Raw genomic sequence first — 21,612 nt, forward strand, 5'->3', positions numbered from 1 at the left:
ATCACAAACGGGGATGAAAGCCCTCTATATCACTGATGATTTAATTAAAATCCCTATAAAAAAGCCAGCATCCGTAAATGCTGGCTTTCTGAACTCAATAGCAAAAGAGATATTACGCTTTCAATGCTCGCTGGCGCACAACTTCAAATAAGCAAACCCCAGTGGCAACCGAGACGTTTAGCGAAGAAACCGTACCCGCCATTGGAATACTGATCAGTTCATCGCAATGCTCACGGGTCAAACGGCGCATGCCTTCACCTTCAGCCCCCATCACCAGCGCCATCGGGCCAGTCATTTTGCTCTGATACAAGGTGTGGTCTGCTTCACCGGCAGTGCCAACAATCCAGACATTGTGTTCTTGCAGTAACCGCAGGGTACGCGCCAGATTAGTCACTTTAATCAATGGCACATTCTCAGCGGCACCACTGGCCACTTTCTTGGCAATAGCATTAAGCTGCGCTGAACGATCGCGTGGCACAATAACCGCATGGACACCAGCGGCATCGGCGCTACGCAAACATGCACCGAGATTGTGCGGGTCAGTTACGCCATCCAGCACCAGCAAGAACGGCATATCCACACTTTCCAGCAGGGCAGGTAAGTCATTTTCCTGATACTGACGCCCTTCACGCACTCGCGCTACGATCCCCTGATGGACACCCCCTTCAACCTGGGAGTCCAGCCATTGGCGGCTAGCCACCTGAATCACTAAACCGGCAGCTTCCAGTTCCGCGACCAAAGGTTGCAGACGGCGATCATCACGGCCCTTCAGAATAAAAACTTCCAGGAAACGTTGCGGATCATTGTCTAGCAGGGCTTTGACGGCGTGAATACCGTAAATAATTTCGCTCATGATGCTCTTTTATAATAAATGATTAAACATATACCCTAAATAATTCAAGTTGCAGGAAGGCGGCTAGTGAGAGAATCCCGATGAGCTTACGGTGTTGTAAGTGATTCGGGTGATTAAACGTAGCCAACGCACATGCAGCTTGAAGTATGACGGGTATAAATGATTAAATTAATGCGGGTGACCAAAGCCACCCGACAATCAGCAGGCCATTACTGGTCGCTGCTGGTTTTCTTCTTCGCACGCTTGGCCTTGGTGGCGGCGGCAATTTTTTTGGTTTTAGCGGACGCTCGTTTTGCTTTCGCTTTGGCTTTTTTCTCAGCCAGCGCTTTATCGTCCGGCTTAGCGGCGGCATCTGCTGGGCGGAATGCACTATCCGGCTCGAAGTTCACTGGTTTTTTTGCCCGGCGAGGCCGTTGCTGACCACCACCGGCTGGCGCGCCATCACGGCGCGGAGCACCAGATGAACTGCCACGCCCACCACGACCGGTTGAGGTATCACGCATCGTGCGCTGCCCATCAGCTTTCTTCGCCTTATCACGGGCTGTTTTACCCTCACCGCGCGGCTTACGGGTACTGGAGACCAGAGCAAAGTCAATTTTGCGCTCATCCATATGTACCGCCTCAACCCGAATTTCTACGGTATCACCCAAGCGGTAAACCTGACCTGAGGATTCGCCGATCAGACGTTGGCCGATGTTGTCGTAACGGTAATAGTCATTATCCAGGCTGGAAACATGCACCAAACCATCAATAAACAGATCATCCAAACGCACGAAGAAACCAAAGCCGGTAACACTGGCAATGATCCCGGTGAAGACTTTACCAACCTGATCCTGCATAAAATCACACTTCAGCCAGTCCGCTACGTTACGGGTAGCTTCATCAGCGCGGCGTTCAGTCATTGAGCAGTGTTCGCCCAATTGCAGCATATCTTCGTATTCACTGTGCCAGCCACCGGTTGGTGTCCAGCGCTCTTTCTGATTGCCTTGCTCTTTGGCGAGCTGGTACTTGATAGCGCGGTGCATCGCCAAGTCAGGATAACGGCGGATTGGTGAGGTGAAATGGCCATAAGAGGCCAATGCCAGGCCAAAGTGACCCCGGTTTTCTGGATCGTAAATTGCCTGTTTCATTGAGCGCAGCAACATGGTTTGCAGCATTTCATGGTCCGGGCGATCGGCAACTTCATCCATCAGTACAGCGTAATCTTTCGGCTCTGGCTTCAAGCCGCCACCTAAGGTCAGGCCCAGTTCATTCAGCACGCTACGCAGTGCGGAGATATGGTCATCACTTGGGCGGTCATGTACACGGAATAATGCAGGTTCGTTGTGTTTTTCGACAAAACGAGCGGCTGCAATATTCGCCAAAATCATGCACTCTTCAATCAACTTATGCGCGTCATTGCGCACCGTCGATTCAATTCGTTCAATGCGCCGTTCAGCGTTGAAGATAAACTTGGCTTCTTCGGTTTCGAACGCGATACCACCACGCTCAGCACGGGCCTGATCCAGCGCTTTATACATGGTATGCAGTTCTAACAAATGTGGCACCAGCGGCTTATATTGCTCACGCAGTGTCTCTTCACCATCAATAATCCGCCACACTTTGGTGTAGGTCAGACGTGCGTGGGAGCTCATCACTGCTTCGTAGAACTTATACGACGACAGCTTACCCTGTGAGGAGATGGTCATCTCACACACCATGCACAGGCGGTCTACCTGCGGATTCAGGGAGCAAAGGCCGTTTGAGAGCACTTCCGGCAGCATCGGAACCACTTGCGACGGGAAGTAAACCGAGTTACCACGGCTGCGAGCTTCATCATCCAGCGCGGTGCGTGGGCGCACATAATAGCTGACATCAGCAATCGCCACCCACAAGCGCCAGCCACCACCGCGTTTCTTCTCGCAGTAAACAGCATCATCGAAGTCGCGGGCATCTTCACCATCAATAGTGACCAATGGCAGGTTGCGTAAATCCACCCGCCCTTTCTTCGCCTCTTCCGGTACTTGTTCTTTCAGATCCACAACTTGTTTTTCAACTTGTGGCGGCCAGGTATGGGGGATCTCATGGGTACGCAGTGCGATATCCACCGCCATGCTGGTGCCCATGTTCTCGCCGAGCACTTCAACAATCTTACCTACCGCTTTAGTCCGGCGGGTCGGGCGCTGAGTCAACTCGACCACCACCATATAACCCATCCGCGCACCGTTGATTGCCTCTGGCGGGATCAGAATGTCAAAACTCAATCGACCATCATCTGGTACCACAAAACCGGTACCGGCATCAGTAAAGTAACGACCAACAATCTGGCTGGTTTTCGGTACTAATACGCGCACAATACGCGCTTCACGGCGACCTTTACGGTCTGCGCCAACTGCTTGGGCCAATACCACATCACCATGAATGGCGGTTTTCATCTGTTCTGCGGAGAGATACAGGTCGTCTTTACTGCCTTCAACGCGTAAAAAGCCGAAACCATCACGGTGACCAATAACAGTCCCACGCAGTAAGTCGAGACGCTCAGGCAAGGCGTAGCACTGACGACGGGTGAAGACCAATTGCCCATCGCGCTCCATAGCGCGCAGGCGGCGACGCAGTGCCTCTAAAGGCTCTTCGCCGGTTAAATTAAGTTCATTGGCCAGCTCTTCACGGCTGGCAGGTGTTTCGCGCTTCGCGAGATGAGCCAAAATGAATTCCCGACTAGGGATCGGTGACTCATATTTTTCTGCTTCTCGTTCCAAGAATGGATCTTGTGACATTGCGGTTCCTCCGTTGTCAGCAGCAGGTCTTATACCCTGCGTACTTGAAGTCGCAGGGGTGTTAGCTGCGCGCTCTCACCCGAATCACTTACCAGTGTAAGCTCATCGGGATTCGTTTACTGGCAGCCTACCTGCAACTCCAAGTTCTTTGGGTATATATATCTTTGATTAAGCAAAAATCTACTCAACAAGTAACAGTTTGTAGAGCGGGGAATTATCTTTAACCATGTCAGCCAAAGTATAGTTATCCAGCTCGTTAAGGAAACTCTGTACCGCCTGATTAAGCACTTGTTTCAGACGACAAGCGGGTGTTATGTGGCAAAAATCACTACTGCAATTCACCAGAGACAGTGGCTCCAGTTGGCGCACAACATCACCAATTAGAATTTGGTTAGCCGGTTTACCCAACCGTATACCACCATTTTTGCCCCGCACGGCGGTCACCAGACCGACACGGCTCAACTGATTGATTATTTTAACCATATGATTGCGAGACACGCCATATACCTCAGTTACCTGAGAAATGCTGGTCATTTGGCCTTCCGGTAGCGAGGCCATATAAGTAAGCGCCCGCAAACCATAATCAGTAAAACTTGTTAACTGCACGTATACCCCTGAGTATCAATTTACCCGGCTTAACCCCATCGGAAATAACACTTTTTGGATAGGTTATAAGTGTGATTCAGAAAACTCATATCCTACATAACTCGAGTTACAGGAAGGCGGCAACTAAGCGAATCCCCAAGAGCTTACATCAGTAAGTGATTAGGGTGAATGAAGGCAGCCAAACGCACATGCAACTTGAAGTATGACGGATATATTCTTTGAATGATAAACCAGCCATAAAGCTTGCGGCTAATCATTTAGGTGAAGGGTGGCGCTTTTGGTATAAAACGGCATATCCGAGGTCACTTCTGCATCTAATTATACCCAAAATAGCTGGCTTTGCAGTTAACAATGTATAACGGGTATATACCCTAAATAATTCGAGTTGCAGGAAGGCGGCAAGAGAGAGAACCCCGATGAACTTACATGAGGTAAGTGATTCGGGTGACAAATCGGTCAGGAACCGATTTGAACGCTGCTTGCAGCAGCCTCGCAGAGGCGAGGCCCATGGACGGGCCGAGTAACGAACGTAGCCAACGCACATGCAGCTTGAAGTATGACGGGTATAAACAATAAACCGGACTTAAGCCCGGCTTATTAAAGTCTGAATTCTGACTATTTGGCGGTTAGCCACTTAATCATAAATCAAACGAATCATGCATCAAATGGATCGCGCAGGATCATGGTTTCTTCACGATCAGGACCGGTAGAGATAATATCAACCGGAACCCCGGTCAGCTCTTCTACTCGTTTGATGTAGTTCAGGGCTGCCTGTGGCAACTTGCTATGTTCTTTCACACCAAAGGTGGTTTCTGACCAGCCTGGCATGGTTTCGTAAATTGGCTCGATACCTTCCCAACCTTCAGCAGCCAGTGGGGTAGTATCAACTTCGCGACCATCTGGCATGCGGTAGCCAACACACAGCTTCACTTCTTTCAGACCATCTAACACGTCCAGTTTGGTCATACAGAAACCAGACAGGGAGTTGATCTGCACGGCACGACGCACTGCAACGATATCCAACCAACCGGTACGACGGCTACGGCCTGTTGTTGCGCCATATTCGTTACCTTGCTTACGCAGGAATTCGCCAGTTTCATCATTCAACTCGGTAGGGAATGGACCTGCACCTACACGGGTGGAATAAGCTTTAACGATACCTAAGACGTAATCAACATAACGTGGACCCAAGCCAGAGCCTGTGGCTACGCCACCAGCAGTGGTGTTAGATGAAGTTACATACGGATAAGTACCGTGATCGATGTCCAGTAAGGTGCCTTGTGCGCCTTCGAACATGATCAGATCACCGCGCTTGCGGGCGCTGTCCAACAAGTCAGAAACATCAACCACCATGGCGGTCAAAATATCAGCAATAGCTAATACTTCATCCAGCACTGTTTGGTAGTCAACTGCGTCAGCTTTGTAGTAATGCACTAACTGGAAGTTGTGGTAATCCACAATTTCTTTCAGTTTGATAGCGAAGGTTTCTTTGTTGAACAAATCGCCTACGCGCAGACCACGTCGGGCAACTTTGTCTTCATAAGCAGGACCAATACCACGGCCGGTAGTACCAATCGCTTTTTCACCACGTGCTTTTTCACGCGCATTATCCAAAGCCACATGATAAGGCAGGATTAATGGGCATGCTTCGGAGAGTAACAGTCGCTCACGTACAGGCACACCGCGCGCTTCAAGTTCTGTCATCTCTTTCATTAAAGCGTCAGGTGCCAATACAACACCGTTGCCGATGATGCTGGTTACGTTTTCACGCAGAATACCTGAGGGAATTAAATGAAGAACGGTTTTCTCACCGTTGATAACCAAAGTATGGCCAGCGTTGTGACCACCTTGATAGCGCACAACATAATTAGCCCGTTCAGTCAGCAGGTCAACGACCTTGCCCTTACCTTCGTCACCCCATTGGGTGCCCAGTACGACGACGTTCTTACCCATCTCAAAAATCACCAGGTTGCTTAAAAAAGGATTCTAACATCTCATTCGGCTGCTTTCAGTACTTTTTAACACATAACTGAACAATTTTTGTGCTTACATTCAGCCACCCATGCGGCTACGCAACATGTAGTAGATAACCACACCAGCAACCACTAATCCGCCACCAAAACGGCGCAAAGTGGCATCCGGTAATTGGGTCATCGCCTGAATCATTTTGCGCCAGGCTTTGGGGTACAGCATCGGGCCAAGCCCTTCGAGCACCAAAACCAGACCCAATGCTAACAAGATGGTTGAATTCATTGTTTGTCTCAAATGGAAAAGGCCCGCGTTAACGGGCCTTACTGTTACGGTCAAGACGAGCTGTAACGACAGCCGTTATGGACGTTTGCTGGAGTTATCCGGCGACCTCATATAACGGAAGAAATCGCTATCCGGGCTCAGAACCATCACATCATTGCCGCTGTTGAAGCTGTTTTCATACGCACGCAAGCTACGAATGAAGGCATAGAAGTCTGGGTCTTTACTGAATGCGTCAGCAAACAGACGAGCTGCTTCTGCATCACCGCCACCACGAGTAATACGCGCCTGACGTTCTGCTTCTGCCAGTGTACGTGTTACTTCATAGTCAGCTGTTGCACGCAACTTCTCTGCTTCTTCCTGACCTTGTGAACGATGACGACGGGCTACCGCTTCACGCTCAGCACGCATACGTTGGAAGATAGCATCAGACACTTCAGCCGGTAAGTTGATCTGCTTGATTCGCACGTCAACAACCTCAATCCCTAGCGCCGCCATACTGTTAGGGTTAACCGCAGGCTGTTTGCCACGGGTTTCCTGCTCAACACGGGCTGCCGCAGAGGCAATTGCATCATCAGCTTCGGTGGTCACAGCTTCATCACCCACACTACCGGTGTTCAGCGCATCACGGACATCTGAAGTCAAACGCCCACGTGAGTCAGTAACGATGTCACGCACGTTCAAACGACCAATTTCAGAACGCAAACGGTCACTAAACTTACGTTTCAGCAGCACTTCGGCCTGAGAAACATCACCACCACCGGTGGCCAGATAGTAACGACTGAAATCGCTGATACGCCATTTCAAATAGGAGTCAACAATCAGGTCTTTCTTCTCGTTGGTAACGAAACGGTCTGCCTGGTTGTCCATGGTTTGAATACGGGCATCCAACCTTTTCACTGTTTCGATAAACGGTATCTTGAAGTGCAAGCCCGGCGCATACACCAGCGGCTTGTTATCACTATCACGTAATACCTTGCCAAAGCGTAGCACGATGCCGCGCTGGCCTTCCTGTACCACAAACAGAGAAGCGTAGAGTGCGATTAACACCACAACGACGATAAGTAAAAAAGACTTACGCATTGGTTATTCTCTCCCTACGCGAGTGGAAGTATCACGCTGAGCATTCGCCCGGCGCTGATCCATGATAGAGCCACTGGTTGAGCTGGTATTGGCGTTGCTTGCACCAGACTCTTGACTGCTATTAGCAGAAGAAGGCGGATTCAGACGAATCAGGCTTGTGTCTTTATTGCCATCCGCTGCCTTATCTGCACCTTGGCCGCGCAGCATTTGGTCCAGTGGTAACACCATCAGACTATTACCCTTATCACTCGCCAGTACTTTGCGGGTATGACCGAGGACCTTCTCCATCGTTTCGATGTATAGGCGCTCACGGGTAATTTCTGGTGCCGCCTTATACTCAGGCAACAACTTAGCAAAACCTGCGACTTCACCTTGTGCTTCCAACACTTTACGTGCGGCATAAGCACGCGCATCTTCTAACAGACGCTGCGCCTGACCATTCGCCCGTGGTTGGACTTCGTTGGTGTAAGCTTCCGCTTCACGAATATACTGTTGTTCGTTTTCACGGGCTGCAATCGCATCATCAAATGCCGCTTTAACTTCTTCTGGTGGACGCGCCGCCTGGAAGTTAACGTCCAGCAGCGTTATACCCATATTGTATGGACGAATAGTTTCTTCCAGTACACGTTGAGTATCGCTACGAACGATGGTACGGCCTTCGGTGAGGATTTTGTCCATGGTGTATTTACCAATAACACCACGTACTGCGCTGTCAGTTGCCTGACGCAAGCTGTCGTCCGGGTTAGTCACGCTAAACAGATAAGCGGCCGGATCAGTCACACGGTACTGCACGTTCATTTCGACGCGAACCACGTTCTCATCAGAAGTCAGCATCACGCCGGACGCTGCCAATTCACGTACCGATTCAACGTTAACTGGCGTTACTTCATCGATAAAGGTCGGTTTCCAGTTCAAACCAGGCTGCACAATGTGGCTTAATTTACCCAAGCGAGTAACGACACCGCGCTCGGCTTCTTTAATTGTATAGAAACCACTTGCCGCCCAGATAACCACCACAGCAACCACAGCAATACCCACAATCCGGCCACTGAAACCAGGGCCTCTTGTGGTACCACTGTTATCATTGCCGCTGCCGCCACCTTTACCACCGAGGCTACTCAGTTTTTTGCTCAGTTTTCGAAAGATATCATCCAGATCAGGCGGCCCTTGGTCACGACCACCTTTATTATTGTTATTTCCGCCAGAGTTGCCGCCATTATTATTGCTGCTCCCCCACGGATCGCGGTCCTGTCCGTTATTACCGGGCTGATTCCACGCCATGTTTTAGCTCCATTCTTCTATGATTGGTTTTCTTCAGGCCAAGAGCACATGCCAAAGAAGCTGGCTCTTAATCTCACAAAAAAGATCAGGTAATCAACTAATTAGTCGCACCGACTAATTAATAATATAACTGACCAAATCTTGCTCTTGTTTACAGAGACGACGCCAATCAACGATAGGCATTCTGACCACCATACCGACGTTTCCGTCCTCGTCTATCCACTCTTTTTCAATTGCCTGAAGCTGGTAAAAACGGCTACGTAGACGACCTGCCTGAGGTGGCAAACGTAATTCAAAGTGTGCGATCTCACCTGAAAGACGCTCCGTCAACGCTTGAAAGAGCAACGAGATCCCTGCGCCGGTTTGGGCCGAAAGCCAAACTCTGACTGGCAGATTGTCTTCGTTGCGATCAATTCGCGGGACAAAATCATCCAACAAATCAATTTTATTCATTACTAATAATGTAGGTATTTCATCTGCTTCGATTTCTGCCAAAACAGAATCAACTGCGGCCATATTCTCGGTTACCCGAGGGTCTGCTGCATCAATAATGTGTAACAGTAATGAGGCTTGCCGTGTTTCTTGTAATGTCGCTTTAAAAGCAGCGACCAAATCATGCGGCAAATGCCGGATAAAACCTACCGTATCCGCCAACACTGTATCGCCCACATTCGCCACATTAATACGGCGTAAAGTAGGATCCAGCGTGGCAAATAATTGGTCAGCCGCATAAACATCAGCTGCCGTAATTTTGTTAAACAGGCTGGATTTACCGGCGTTGGTATATCCCACCAAAGATACTGTCGGAATTTCAGCACGGGTACGCGCACGTCGCCCCTGCTCACGCTGCTTTGCCACCCGCTCCAAACGGCTCAAAATCAAGCTGATACGGTCACGTAACAAACGGCGGTCGGTCTCCAACTGGGTTTCACCTGGCCCTCTTAGGCCAATCCCCCCCTTTTGACGCTCAAGATGCGTCCAGCCACGTACCAAACGGGTCGCAATATGGCGTAATTGCGCTAATTCGACCTGTAATTTACCTTCGTGGGTACGGGCCCGTTGGGCAAAAATATCTAAGATTAGTCCAGTACGATCAATGACCCGACACTCACACAAACGCTCAAGGTTTCGCTCTTGCGCTGCAGAAAGGGCATGATCAAACAAGACAACAGACGCGCCACTGGCTTTCACCGCGTCAGCAATTTCTTCGGCCTTTCCTTCACCGACAAAATACTTAGGGTGCGGTGCTTTGCGACTACCCGTCACAATTTGCAAAGCTTCTACGCCCGCAGAAGATACCAGCGCTTCAAATTCACGCAGATCTTCTGAGTTTTTGTCTTGCGAGAAATAGATATGAACCAGTACGGCCTGCTCACCGGCTTCATAGCGGTCAAACAAACGTGCAACCTCTCAAACGGATTAAAACCGCTAGTGCGGAGAACATAAACCCGAATCCGTTGTTTATGTTCCCCGTCATGGTCGACCAGCAATGCGCTTTATTCAGCGTCATCGCTATCCTGCTGCGGTTGTTGCGGCGCAGACGGATTACTACCATGATAATTATTGGTGCTTCCACTCGGCGTATTGCTGTGATGCGAAACCGGGCGAGAAGGCACTACAGTAGAGATGGCGTGTTTATAGACCATCTGGCTGACTGTGTTTTTTAACAGAATGACAAACTGATCAAAAGACTCAACTTGGCCCTGCAGTTTAATGCCATTCACTAAATAAATAGAAACCGGAACCCGTTCACGACGCAATGCGTTCAGGAACGGATCTTGCAAAGATTGCCCCTTAGCCATTCTATATTTTCCTTATTTGCTTGTTGTTTTTAACTAAGAACCTATCGGCTCGAAAATAAACTGCGTAAAAAAAATCCGCGCGTTGAGTACTAATCAATTGTACACAATCATTCAACCTATGCACTAACAACCTGTATTACAGAGTCTAAAGCCTCTCCCGGCTTATCACTGTCGAGCCACTGAACTGAACTCCAGCCCCGTAACCAAGTCATTTGGCGCTTTGCCAGTTGACGTGTCGCACAAACTCCACGGTAAACCATTTCGTCGTAATCAATCTCACCGGACAGATAAGACCACATCTGCCGGTATCCCACACAACGAATGGCAGGCAAATCCGTATGCAAATCACCGCGGTCAAAAAGCGCCCTAGCCTCTGTTTCAAACCCTGCGTCCAGCATCTGATGAAAACGTAATTCAATCCGCTGGTGCAACAGTTCCCGGCTAACAGGCGCAATCGCAAATTGGTGAACCCGATAGGGTAAGGTTTCACCCGAAATTTTAGTCAGTTCCGTTAAAGTTTTACCTGAAATAAAAAAAACTTCCAGTGCTCTAGAGAGCCGTTGGGGATCATTAGGATGAATTCGCGCCGCAGCAACCGGGTCTATCTTGGCCAATTGCTGATGCAATGCCTCCCAACCCAGCTCAGCGGCCTGCTGTTCAATACGCTCGCGCACTTGCGGGTCTGCAGGTGGCAACGGAGATAATCCTTCCAACAGCGCTTTAAAATACAGCATGGTCCCCCCCACCAGCAGCGGAATTCGCCCGGCAGCGGTAATATCGGCCATCTCTTTCAATGCATCTTTACGGAAATCAGCGGCTGAGTAGGATTCAGCCGGGTCACGGATATCAATCAGCCGGTGTGGTGCTAACGCCAGTTCTTCAGCACCAGGTTTAGCGGTGCCGATATCCATGCCACGATAGATCAAGGCAGAATCGACGCTGATTAACTCCACAGGTAACCGCTGACGAAGCGCAATGGAGAGCGCTGTTTTACCACAAGCGGTTGGCCCCATAATAAAAATTGCCGGTGGCCGGTCTAGATTTTCAATATCATTCATGTGTTAGGGTTGCCAATGCAGCCTTTATATCAATAGGTTGTAATAATCCAGCAGGCGGTGATTGCACCAACTGCGGACAAAGACGTTCCACATCCGTCAATAACTGTATCGCTTGAGACATATTCCAAACCTCATGTTCGCTGCCAAGGTGGCGGGCAATCCATGTGGCCAGAACATCTGGCGATATCTCTTCATGCTGCGACAGATAGCCTAACAGTTCCGGTATCATTTTTTGTAAATTTTGTTGGCGTAATGGTAAAGATACCGCACGTAAAGTGGCTCTTGCCTGCTCAACAGTCAATTCTATCCCCATAGTAACCAATAAGTTCTGATGGCGCAGACAGGCTGCGGCCTCATTCTTATCTAATGTCAGTTTTAATGGAATAAGTAATGGCTGAGGGCGTAAACCCTCGGCTGGCGGATTCAGTTGAGCTTGTTTCAGCCAGCGCTCGGCAACAGTCAGTGCCAATAATGCCACACCTTGCTTATATTCAATCAAAGCATAGCAAGGTGGGAATACCGTTAATACTCGGCCAAAGCTGTAATAATCGCCATGAAGTGGTTCATCTGCTGATGCAAAGCGCGGGGCTGGCACCGATGCAGGCTGTTCTATGGCTTGGCTCACAGCGGCCGGTTGCACCAATTGACGATACAATTCGCCTTGCTGCTTTTGGTAGGGTTGCCCAGCGCTATAGCCAGGTGCTGCCTGTTCACGGGCAGGAGACCGCGCTGCCGCTAGCGTGGGTTCTGAAGACGATACTTTATCTGAAACCCGTGTCCGTTCTGCCGCTGGCGCTTTTGCAGGCTCCGGTTGCGCATATTTATTCCCCCCCGCCGCCACACGATTTTCCGGCTGCCAGCGTGGTGCTTCTATCTCTTCACCATCTTCATTGATATTTAGCACTGGCGAGGCAGTCTGCTGTAAAAAAGTGGTAACAGCCTGATAAATAAAGTCATGTACCAACCGCGCCTGATGGAAACGCACCTCATGTTTCGCCGGATGCACATTTACATCCACCTGATGTGGATCAATATCCAGATACAAAACATAAGCGGGTTGTTGATCATCTTTGAGTAAATCTTGATAGGCCTGACGGATAGCGTGATTAATCAACCGATCACGCATCATGCGATTATTGACGTAACAATACTGCATTTCACTGAGTGTACGACTGGCGGCAGGATCAGCCACCCAACCACGAATAGTCAAATCACCATGTTGCCAGGAAATGGCCAGTGCATGCTGCAAAAACGCCGGGCCACAGATGCTCGCCAGCCGACGCTCGTGCTGTGAAGGGTCAGGGGCTGCGCGGTACTGACGCATTAACTTACCGTTATGACTCAGATTGATCGCCACATCAAAGCGCGCCAGCGCAATGCGCCGCACCACTTCATCAATATGACCGAACTCGGTTTTTTCAGTGCGCATAAATTTGCGGCGCGCTGGCGTGTTATAAAACAGATCCAGCACTTCAAGGGTACTCCCCACTGGATGCGCCGCTGGCTTGATAGTGACGGCCATATCACGCCCTTCCGCATAAGCCTGCCAGGCTTCATTTTGTTCGGCAGTGCGGGAAGTCAGAATCAGACGTGAGACTGAACTGATACTGGCCAGTGCTTCGCCACGAAAGCCCATGCTGAGGATAGCTTCCAGATCTTCTAGCGAACTTATCTTACTGGTGGCATGGCGCGCCAGCGCCAGTGATAAATCGTCTTTGCCGATGCCGCAGCCATTATCGCGGATACGAATCAGTTTGGCGCCACCCCGTTCAATATCGATATCAATCCGGGTGGCTCCTGCATCCAGACTGTTTTCTACCAACTCTTTAACCACCGACGCAGGCCGCTCTACCACTTCACCGGCGGCAATTTGGTTAGCAAGCTGTGGTGGCAGAATATGAATCGGCATAGCAGTTCCTTTCGCTTACGATTGTGGGATCGTGAGGGTTTGCCCTAGCTGGACATTACCTGACTTTATCTTGTTCGCCCGCTCAATCTCACTCATCGACACGCCATATCTGGCCGCAATGGCTGATAGCGTATCACCCCGTTTTACCTGATGTTTTACTGTTTTGTTTTTAGCAATTGTTTGGGTTTTTGGTGCCGCAGCCTTTACCGTGCTGCCCGATGCCGGCACTTTCAAACGCTGACCCACCCACACCACATCATTTTTCAGCGTATTGTTTTGTCGCAATAGCGCCATGCTGACACCGTATTGGCTCGCAATGCCGGATAAGGTTTCACCACGTTGTACTTTATGGATTTGGCTTTTCCCTGTCGCCACAGGCTTGACGGCAGAGACTCTGCCGCTTTGCGCATTGCTGACAATCGGTTCTGGCTGATTAACACTTGAACGCTGTACTGAAGAATCAACCGCCGCTGTTTCTATTAGCGGACGGTTTTCGACCTTTGGGTCGGCTTGTAGCGGATGCGCAAGGAAATAACTGCGCAAGCCTTTATAAATGGCCTGAGCAATCTTCTCCTGATACGCGCTACTGCCAAGCAGCCGCTCCTCCGTACTATTACTGATAAAGCCGGTTTCCACTAATAACGATGGAATATCCGGTGAACGTAACACCCCAAGACTGGCGTGTTCAGGCCGACGTTTATGAATGTCACCTACTGTTTGTAGCTCACGCAGCACCTTGGTCGCTACGTCATAGCCCACCCGCTGGGAGTGGCCGAATTGGAGATCCAATACTGCCTGACTCAAATAGGGGTCTGACGCGGTATTCGCCAACACGTCACCTGCGCCACCGAGCAATTCAGATTGTTTCTCATGCTGTTCCAGCCAGTTACCCATTTCACTGTTAGCACGGCGATTTGACAGAACCCAGACCGAAGCCCCAGTAGCACTGCGGTTAGGTGCCGCATCCGCATGAATAGAAACCAGCACGTTAGCCCCCTGCTTACGGGCCACATCCGAACGGCCCATCACCGAAATGAAGTAATCGCCATTGCGGGTTAAAACCGGTTTAAACATCGGGTCGCTATTAAGCAATGCTTCAAGTCGGCGGGCGATGGCAATCGTGACATTCTTCTCTTTCAGGCCATTTTGCCCGATTGCACCTGGGTCTTGCCCACCGTGACCGGCATCGATTGCCACCACTACACGATCACTATTAGCAACACGGCTGGCTTTAATCGGGCGGGCGGTATTGGTGGTGACGGTATCACTGCTGACAACCACGGTCGGCTTATTGTTAAACGGGTTTTTAGCCTCCGATGTGGTGTTTGAACTGGTCACGCGCGGTGCCGTATTCACGTTATTGACCGGCGGCGTCAAACGCCCAGCATTCGGGCTAGGGGTATTGGTTTGGCTGAGTGGTCTACTGTTTGGACTTAACGTATTGTTTGGACTTAACGTATTGTTTGAGCTTAACGTATTGTTTGGGCTTAACGTGGTTTGTACCTGACGAGCAGGGGCGGCTGCGGTCATGGTAATGACCACCGTGTAGTTACTGCCCGACTGCTGTGTCACCGCGCGGGTTTTAACTTTTTGCGTCAATTCCAGCACCAGACGGGTGCTTTGCTCATCTTTCGGGGTGCTGGAGCGAATTCTTTTCAGCAGATTCTGTCCACTGAACTCCAAGGGCAAACCAGAGAGATTACCGCTTTGGCGGACATCCAACACCACTCGCTCAGGCGAACTCAACGAGAAAAAGGCATAAATCGGTTTGCCATCAAAACTGAGCGTCACCCGGCTTTCCGTCGGGCCATTGTTCACCTTAATATCGGTGAGTTTCATAGCCAAGGCGGAAGGTAGGCTTAATAAACTCACCATAACCAGCATGACTGCGGTAAACGATCGTTGGCAGCGATTTATTAGCATCAAGCTATGCATCATTATCAAATTATCCTTGCACAGCAGCTAAACGGCGCAATACATCCGCACCCGCATCAGAAAGGGCAACCAGACGGGCTTCACGCCCTTCAGCCTGATACGCCAAATGTAACTCTATATCGGCCCGAGGTAAGAACCCCTCACCTTGCTGTGGCCATTCCACCAGGCAAATTGCCCGCTCATCGAAATAATCACGAATACCCATAAACTCCAGCTCCTCAGGATCCGCCAGACGATATAGGTCAAAATGGTAAACCGGTCTTGGAGTTAATGCATAAGGTTCAACCAAGGTATAAGTAGGGCTTTTAACATGACCAATGTGGCCAAGGGCCTGAAGGAAGCCGCGGCTGAAAGTTGTTTTTCCGGCACCTAAGTCACCGAACAGATAAATAACGCTAGCACCATTGAAGGCATGGGCCAAACTAGCCCCTAATGCAACGGTCGCTGCCTCATCAGGCAGAGGTAAAACGAGTTCTTTCATTCTGTGATATCTATCTTGCTAACTCAGGATTAACGTACTTCGGAATAACTGGCAGTAAATCTGTTGCCAGTAAACCCCGGGTGCCTTGAACTTCAGCCAGTTTGTCTGCGGCAACGCCATGCACGACACAACCTGCACAGGCAGCATCATACAGCACCAGCTTTTGTGCTATCAAACTACCAATAATACCGGACAGAATATCCCCCATGCCGCCGGAGGCCATCCCTGCATTACCAACATCAGCAATCGCCATCTCGCCCTGCTCACTGGCAATCAGGGTACCAGCACCTTTCAATACCACCACACCACCATATTGTTTAACGATGTTTCGGGCCGAAAGTAAGCGGTCACTCTCAATATCAGCGACGCGACAACCAAGCAGACGAGCAGCTTCCCCTGGATGTGGGGTCAATACCCGATTCTGACGCCTATGTGGATTTAATGCCAGCAAGTTGAGCGCATCTGCGTCCCATAATGCTGGTTTATCACTTTGTTGCAATAAATTCAGAGCATTCCGGCCCCAATCGGACTGCCCTAACCCCGGGCCGACAACCAGGACATCAGCCCAGCCAATACCTTGCTCAAGAGTTTCCGGCGTTAACTCTTGTACCATCAACTCGGGCCTTGCCGCCAGAATCGGTGCCACATGCTCAATGTGAGTGAGCACTCGCACCAAGCCAGCCCCACTGCGCAGAGCGGCTTCACCAGCCATGCGAATCGCACCTCCCAGCCCTTTATCTCCGCCCACCAGCAACAATCGGCCATGTTCCCCTTTATGAGCACAAGGGCGGCGTGGCTGTAGCCATTGCGGTAGGTGATCTGCGGTCATTCGCTCAATTTGTAGCGGTTGAGTGAGCAGCCATGCTGTCAGCCCCAAGTCATTGCAGTGTAAATGCCCCACCCAATCACGGGCCTGACCGGTGAGCAAACCTGGTTTCAGCGCGACAAAAGTCAGGGTGTGGTCTGCGCGAATAACAGATCCGGGAGCAGCACCGCTATCGGCACTGAGTCCAGAAGGAATATCCAAGGCAATCTTTGCGGCCCGATGGCGATTCGCGGTGTCAATCAGCGTAGCATAAGCGCCTTGCGGTGCCGCTCGCAGGCCAATACCCAACAATGCATCAATAATCAAATCAACATGTTGTGGCCACGGTGTCTCAGGTTGATGAATTATGCCACCTGCCGCCAGCCATTGGGATTGCGCCTGATGCGCTTGTGCGGGTAATGGCCGATTGCCGGGGCAGGCAATAAGCGTAACATTCAGCCCGGCGGCTAATGCCCGATTCGCAACGATATAACCATCGCCACCATTATTACCGTGGCCACATAATATCAACCAGTGACGCGCCGCTGGGTACTGTTTACGCGCCAGTTCAAAGGCCGCATCGCCCGCTCTGACCATCAGATCAAACAACGTTAGAGAAAAGTGTGCCGCGGCCACGGCCTCGTTCTGGCGTACCCAGTCCGCAGAAAAAACAGAGTGTGGTAAGCTGACACCGATTTGTTTCTTACTATGGTCCGTCATGGCACACCCCCTCGATCTGAATCAATTAGCCCAACATATCAAGCAATGGGGGCAATCGCTAGGTTTCCAGCAAGTCGGTATCTGCGATACGGATTTGTCTGCGGAAGAACCGCGGTTACAAACTTGGCTTGATAAACAATATCATGGCGAGATGGCCTGGATGGCTCGCCACGGTATGCTGCGCGCGCGGCCCCATGAATTATTACCCGGAACCTTACGGGTGATTAGCGTGCGGATGAATTATCTCCCTGCCAAGGCTGCATTTGCCAGCACATTGAACAATGCTGAGTTAGGTTATGTCAGTCGCTATGCGCTGGGCCGTGATTATCATAAATTGCTGCGCCAGCGGCTGAAAAGATTGGGCGATATGATTCAGAGTTACTGTCTGGAGCAGGCTCACGGTGACATCAATTTCCGCCCATTTGTCGATTCTGCCCCCATAATGGAGCGGTCATTGGCTGCAAAAGCAGGAATTGGCTGGGTTGGTAAGCACTCACTGATTTTAAATCGTGATGCGGGTTCCTGGTTCTTTCTTGGCGAATTATTAATTGATCTGCCGCTGCCTATAGATAAGCCGCAAGAGGAGCAATGTGGCCGTTGCGTTGCCTGTATCACCACCTGCCCGACCGGCGCTATCGTTGCACCCTATACCGTTGATGCTCGCCGCTGTATCTCCTACCTGACCATTGAACTTGAAGGGGCGATACCAGAAGAATTTCGTCCACTAATGGGAAATCGTATTTATGGCTGTGATGATTGTCAGCTTATCTGCCCCTGGAACCGCTTCTCACAATTAACTGATGAGGAAGATTTCAGCCCACGCGCCGTGCTACACACGCCACAGTTATTGGATTTATTTGCCTGGAATGAAGAGAAATTTTTGCGGGTTACGGAGGGTTCCGCCATCCGCCGCATTGGTCACCTACGCTGGCTACGTAATATCTCGGTAGCACTGGGCAATGCCCCCTATCTCGACAGTATCGTATTGGCACTGGAAGCGCGCCGCGGGATTGATCCAATGCTAGATGAACATATTGAGTGGTCAATCTCACAACAATTGAAAAGACGGTCTACACTGACTGTGGCTGTTCAATCGCCACAGAAAAAAAGGCTGGTGCGGGCTATTGAGAAAGGCCTACCACGGGATGCCTGATATCCCCCCTTTACCTGAAACTATATGCTGTTTGGTATGGCTTTTTTTTATGTATTTTTATAATGAATGAACTCGGAGTTTTCCTGTGCATAAAAATAAAAACACCTTGGCAATCAAGTGCGAAAAAAAGCGCAAGTGATCGGTATAACGTTTTCACAGAAAAATATATATCGATAAATCAAAGAGATATGAAAGAGGGTTACGCAGTGGATAAAATATGAGCTGGATATAAAAAGAGCAGAATCTGTGGATAAGTCTGTTGACGAAGTTAATACATTGTATGTACAACGCGGCATGGCGCGTTATGTAGCTGTGGATAAAAATAATAGAATTGAATAAAAATTTTGGAGCGGGAAACGAGACTCGAACTCGCGACCCCGACCTTGGCAAGGTCGTGCTCTACCAACTGAGCTATTCCCGCGTCGCTGCCATACGTCATAATAACGTATCACTTCTATTTCTGACTTCTGAACTAAAGCTGTTGTACTGCCGGTCACTATCTTTATGGTTAAAGATTGGAGCGGGAAACGAGACTCGAACTCGCGACCCCGACCTTGGCAAGGTCGTGCTCTACCAACTGAGCTATTCCCGCTTGGTGCCGTCTTACTTTTTACAACTTTTTCTACACATAACTCGTACTAAATCGGTCTGCGCATGTTTGCGAATTCTTCATCGGTACGGGGTGCGCATTATACGAGAAATCCGTTTTGCCGCAAGCCCCTAAAAGCAAAAAAATCATTTTTTGGTTCAAGTGCCGATTAAAACAGCAATGTGGCGCTTTTACCAGCGCCGGGCAAAGTATATACCCAAAGTTATTGAAACAGCAGGGGTGTAAACGCAGCTACCCCTGCTACTGCAAGGCCGCAACAAATCCTCAAAGTCATTGGAGTAGCAGCCAGGCAGCCAGCAAACGCATCCTGATGAGTCTATTTATTTTAAGGTCAACGGGCAGTCAGTGATTCGGGTAAGTGAGTGCAGCTAACACCCCTGCTACTTCAAGGCCGCAGGGGATTAAGATTGAATAAAATGCTCGCGGTAATAGGCAAGCTCAGCCACAGATTCACGGATATCGTCTAGTGCTTGATGGGTATTTTGTTTTTTGAAACCAGGCAGAATCTCTGGTTTCCAGCGGCGTGCCAGCTCTTTTAGCGTGCTGACATCCAGATAGCGGTAGTGGAAATAAGCTTCAAGCTCTGGCATATAACGGAACAGGAAGCGGCGGTCTTGGCCGACACTGTTACCACAGATAGGTGAAGCGCCTGCTGGAACCCACTGTTTCAAGAATTCAATGGTTTGTAATTCAGCATCACTATCGCTAAATGGGCTGGCTTTAACCCGTTCCACTAAACCACTGCCGGTATGGGTACGCACATTCCATTCATCCATAAGCCCAAGCTGTTCATCTGACTGATGAACCGCCAATACTGGGCCTTCGGCTAGAATATTGAGATTAGCATCGGTGACCAGAGTGGCTATCTCAATGATCCGATCGCGCTCAGGATCAAGGCCGGTCATTTCCAGATCGATCCAGATCAGATTATTTTGATTCTCTGCCATAATATTTCCTGCCTGTTAGCGGGTGAGACTACCGAACAAACGGTTAATTGATAAAATAATGTGTATCATAGCCCTTTTGGTCGCAACCAGCGATATACCCAAAGAAATTGGCGTTGCAGGTAGGTAGCAAGCAAACGAATCCCGATAAGATTACACCGATGCGGGGGAGTGAAGCGAGTGGCCCTAGCGGCTTCAAGTATGAAGGGTATTAATGCAGATTCAAGTGAGGCGCAGTGAGTAAGAATAAACTGTCGAAAGGTCAACAACGCCGTGTGCAGGCAAACCATCAGCGTCGGCTACGCACTGATAGAAAACCTGAGTTAGATGACTCTCAGCTTGGCGATGCGCAAGAAGGTATCGTAATCAGTCGTTTCGGTCAGCACGCCGATGTCGAAGCCACCGATGGTGTTCAACACCGTTGTAACATCCGCCGTACCATTAAATCACTGGTTACCGGTGACCGTGTGGTCTGGCGTCCAGGCCTGCAAGCTCAGGAAGGTGTGCGGGTTAAAGGCATTGTCGAAGCCGTACATGAGCGTACATCCGTGCTGACACGCCCTGACCTGTACGACGGCGTGAAACCGATCGCCGCAAATATCGATCAGATAGTGATCGTTTCGGCGATCTTACCTGAACTTTCTCTTAATATTATCGATCGCTATCTGGTGGCCTGTGAAACACTGGAAGTCGAACCGTTAATTGTGTTGAACAAAATCGATTTACTGGATGCCGATGGCCGTAAATTCGTTGATGGCATGATGGAGATTTACCGGCGCATTGGCTACAACGTGCTGGAAGTCTCAAGTCAAACCCGTGAAGGGATGGAAGCCTTTGAAAAGGCACTGGCCGGGCGCATCAGTATCTTTGCCGGTCAGTCCGGCGTGGGTAAATCCAGCCTGCTGAATGCCCTGTTACCGCCAACGGATAACGAAATTCTGGTGAATACGGTATCGGGTAATTCAGGTCTGGGTCAGCACACCACCACCGCAGCCCGCTTATATCACTTCCAGCAAGGCGGCGATGTGATTGACTCACCGGGGGTGCGTGAATTTGGCCTCTGGCATCTGGCACCGGAACAAATCACTCAAGGATTTGTCGAATTCCGTGATTATCTCGGCCATTGCAAATTCCGTGATTGCAGCCATACCACCGATCCCGGTTGTGCACTGCGCGAAGCGGTAGAACAAGGCAAAATCGCTGAAGAGCGTTTCGATAATTACCATCGAATCCTGGAAAGTATGGAACAGGCGAAGCCGCGTAAGACATCTGATAGCGACGAGAAATGATGTCTCAATAGTCCTGTTGAACATGCTTTAGCTAAAAACTGTGGGCGCAGAAAGATATATACCCAGTGACTTCAAGA

Annotated in this window: 17 protein-coding genes and 2 tRNA genes; 2 read left to right on the forward strand and 17 right to left on the reverse strand. The window is 49.9% G+C overall.

All coding sequences use genetic code 11. The features are described 5' to 3' along the window. Positions 1-112: 112 nt before the first annotated feature. The 14 genes from rlmB to nnr form a co-directional block, all read right to left on the reverse strand. Positions 113-853 (reverse strand): 23S rRNA (guanosine(2251)-2'-O)-methyltransferase RlmB, encoded by a 741-nt coding sequence (rlmB, locus tag V1952_RS00910; protein ID WP_005193288.1) that lies wholly within the window; start codon positions 851-853, stop codon positions 113-115. A gap of 209 nt (positions 854-1,062) precedes the next feature. Next, complete coding sequence (gene rnr, locus V1952_RS00915; protein ID WP_372557824.1) at positions 1,063-3,609, reverse strand: ribonuclease R; 2,547 nt, start codon at positions 3,607-3,609, stop codon at positions 1,063-1,065. Between the two features lie 180 nt (positions 3,610-3,789). Then, the gene (gene nsrR / locus V1952_RS00920; protein WP_083160967.1) at positions 3,790-4,215 is read right to left on the reverse strand and encodes a nitric oxide-sensing transcriptional repressor NsrR; all 426 of its coding nucleotides are present in this window, start codon (positions 4,213-4,215) and stop codon (positions 3,790-3,792) included. A gap of 654 nt (positions 4,216-4,869) precedes the next feature. Next, positions 4,870-6,168, reverse strand: a complete 1,299-nt coding sequence (locus V1952_RS00925; RefSeq protein ID WP_083160969.1) for an adenylosuccinate synthase — start codon at positions 6,166-6,168, stop codon at positions 4,870-4,872. Between the two features lie 99 nt (positions 6,169-6,267). Continuing rightward, positions 6,268-6,468, reverse strand: a complete 201-nt coding sequence (locus tag V1952_RS00930) for a DUF2065 family protein (RefSeq protein ID WP_005193214.1) — start codon at positions 6,466-6,468, stop codon at positions 6,268-6,270. A 75-nt stretch (positions 6,469-6,543) separates the two neighbouring features. Beyond that, positions 6,544-7,548: a protease modulator HflC gene (hflC, locus tag V1952_RS00935; RefSeq protein ID WP_083160971.1), complete on the reverse strand. Its 1,005-nt coding sequence runs from the start codon at positions 7,546-7,548 to the stop codon at positions 6,544-6,546. Between the two features lie 3 nt (positions 7,549-7,551). Beyond that, on the reverse strand, positions 7,552-8,829 hold the full coding sequence (gene hflK / locus V1952_RS00940; RefSeq protein ID WP_083160973.1) for an FtsH protease activity modulator HflK: 1,278 nt from the start codon (positions 8,827-8,829) through the stop codon (positions 7,552-7,554). 114 nt (positions 8,830-8,943) lie between these two features. Then, entirely contained in the window at positions 8,944-10,227 is a 1,284-nt protein-coding gene (gene hflX / locus V1952_RS00945; protein WP_420074208.1) for a ribosome rescue GTPase HflX, read from the reverse strand. Positions 10,228-10,325: 98 nt separating this feature from the next. Continuing rightward, complete coding sequence (gene hfq / locus V1952_RS00950; RefSeq protein WP_002209151.1) at positions 10,326-10,631, reverse strand: RNA chaperone Hfq; 306 nt, start codon at positions 10,629-10,631, stop codon at positions 10,326-10,328. 116 nt (positions 10,632-10,747) lie between these two features. Further along, positions 10,748-11,689, reverse strand: a complete 942-nt coding sequence (gene miaA / locus V1952_RS00955; RefSeq protein ID WP_420074209.1) for a tRNA (adenosine(37)-N6)-dimethylallyltransferase MiaA — start codon at positions 11,687-11,689, stop codon at positions 10,748-10,750. After that, complete coding sequence (gene mutL / locus V1952_RS00960) at positions 11,682-13,598, reverse strand: DNA mismatch repair endonuclease MutL (RefSeq protein WP_420074210.1); 1,917 nt, start codon at positions 13,596-13,598, stop codon at positions 11,682-11,684. The genes miaA and mutL overlap by 8 nt, the downstream gene beginning before the upstream one ends. A 15-nt stretch (positions 13,599-13,613) precedes the next feature. Next, positions 13,614-15,482: an N-acetylmuramoyl-L-alanine amidase AmiB gene (gene amiB, locus V1952_RS00965; RefSeq protein WP_420074212.1), complete on the reverse strand. Its 1,869-nt coding sequence runs from the start codon at positions 15,480-15,482 to the stop codon at positions 13,614-13,616. Between the two features lie 61 nt (positions 15,483-15,543). Then, positions 15,544-16,014: a tRNA (adenosine(37)-N6)-threonylcarbamoyltransferase complex ATPase subunit type 1 TsaE gene (tsaE, locus tag V1952_RS00970; protein ID WP_083160981.1), complete on the reverse strand. Its 471-nt coding sequence runs from the start codon at positions 16,012-16,014 to the stop codon at positions 15,544-15,546. 10 nt (positions 16,015-16,024) lie between these two features. After that, positions 16,025-17,539, reverse strand: a complete 1,515-nt coding sequence (gene nnr, locus V1952_RS00975) for a bifunctional ADP-dependent NAD(P)H-hydrate dehydratase/NAD(P)H-hydrate epimerase (RefSeq protein ID WP_372557821.1) — start codon at positions 17,537-17,539, stop codon at positions 16,025-16,027. On the opposite strand from nnr, the gene queG reads away from it, so the two are divergent. Beyond that, positions 17,538-18,692, forward strand: a complete 1,155-nt coding sequence (gene queG, locus V1952_RS00980) for a tRNA epoxyqueuosine(34) reductase QueG (protein WP_372557820.1) — start codon at positions 17,538-17,540, stop codon at positions 18,690-18,692. The genes nnr and queG overlap by 2 nt on opposite strands. 345 nt (positions 18,693-19,037) lie before the next feature. On the opposite strand, the gene V1952_RS00985 is transcribed toward queG, so the two are convergent. The 3 genes from V1952_RS00985 to orn form a co-directional block, all read right to left on the reverse strand. Continuing rightward, positions 19,038-19,113 (reverse strand) — tRNA-Gly (locus tag V1952_RS00985). 95 nt (positions 19,114-19,208) lie between these two features. Next, positions 19,209-19,284, reverse strand: a tRNA-Gly gene (locus V1952_RS00990). 419 nt (positions 19,285-19,703) lie between these two features. After that, positions 19,704-20,249 (reverse strand): oligoribonuclease, encoded by a 546-nt coding sequence (gene orn / locus V1952_RS00995; RefSeq protein ID WP_005187496.1) that lies wholly within the window; start codon positions 20,247-20,249, stop codon positions 19,704-19,706. 233 nt (positions 20,250-20,482) lie between these two features. Between orn and rsgA the strand changes: the two genes are divergently transcribed. Next, the gene (gene rsgA / locus V1952_RS01000; RefSeq protein ID WP_005187493.1) at positions 20,483-21,535 is read left to right on the forward strand and encodes a small ribosomal subunit biogenesis GTPase RsgA; all 1,053 of its coding nucleotides are present in this window, start codon (positions 20,483-20,485) and stop codon (positions 21,533-21,535) included. Positions 21,536-21,612: the final 77 nt, after the last annotated feature.

This window comes from Yersinia sp. 2542 StPb PI, assembly GCF_048593855.1.
GTDB classification, from domain to species: domain Bacteria; phylum Pseudomonadota; class Gammaproteobacteria; order Enterobacterales; family Enterobacteriaceae; genus Yersinia; species Yersinia enterocolitica_E.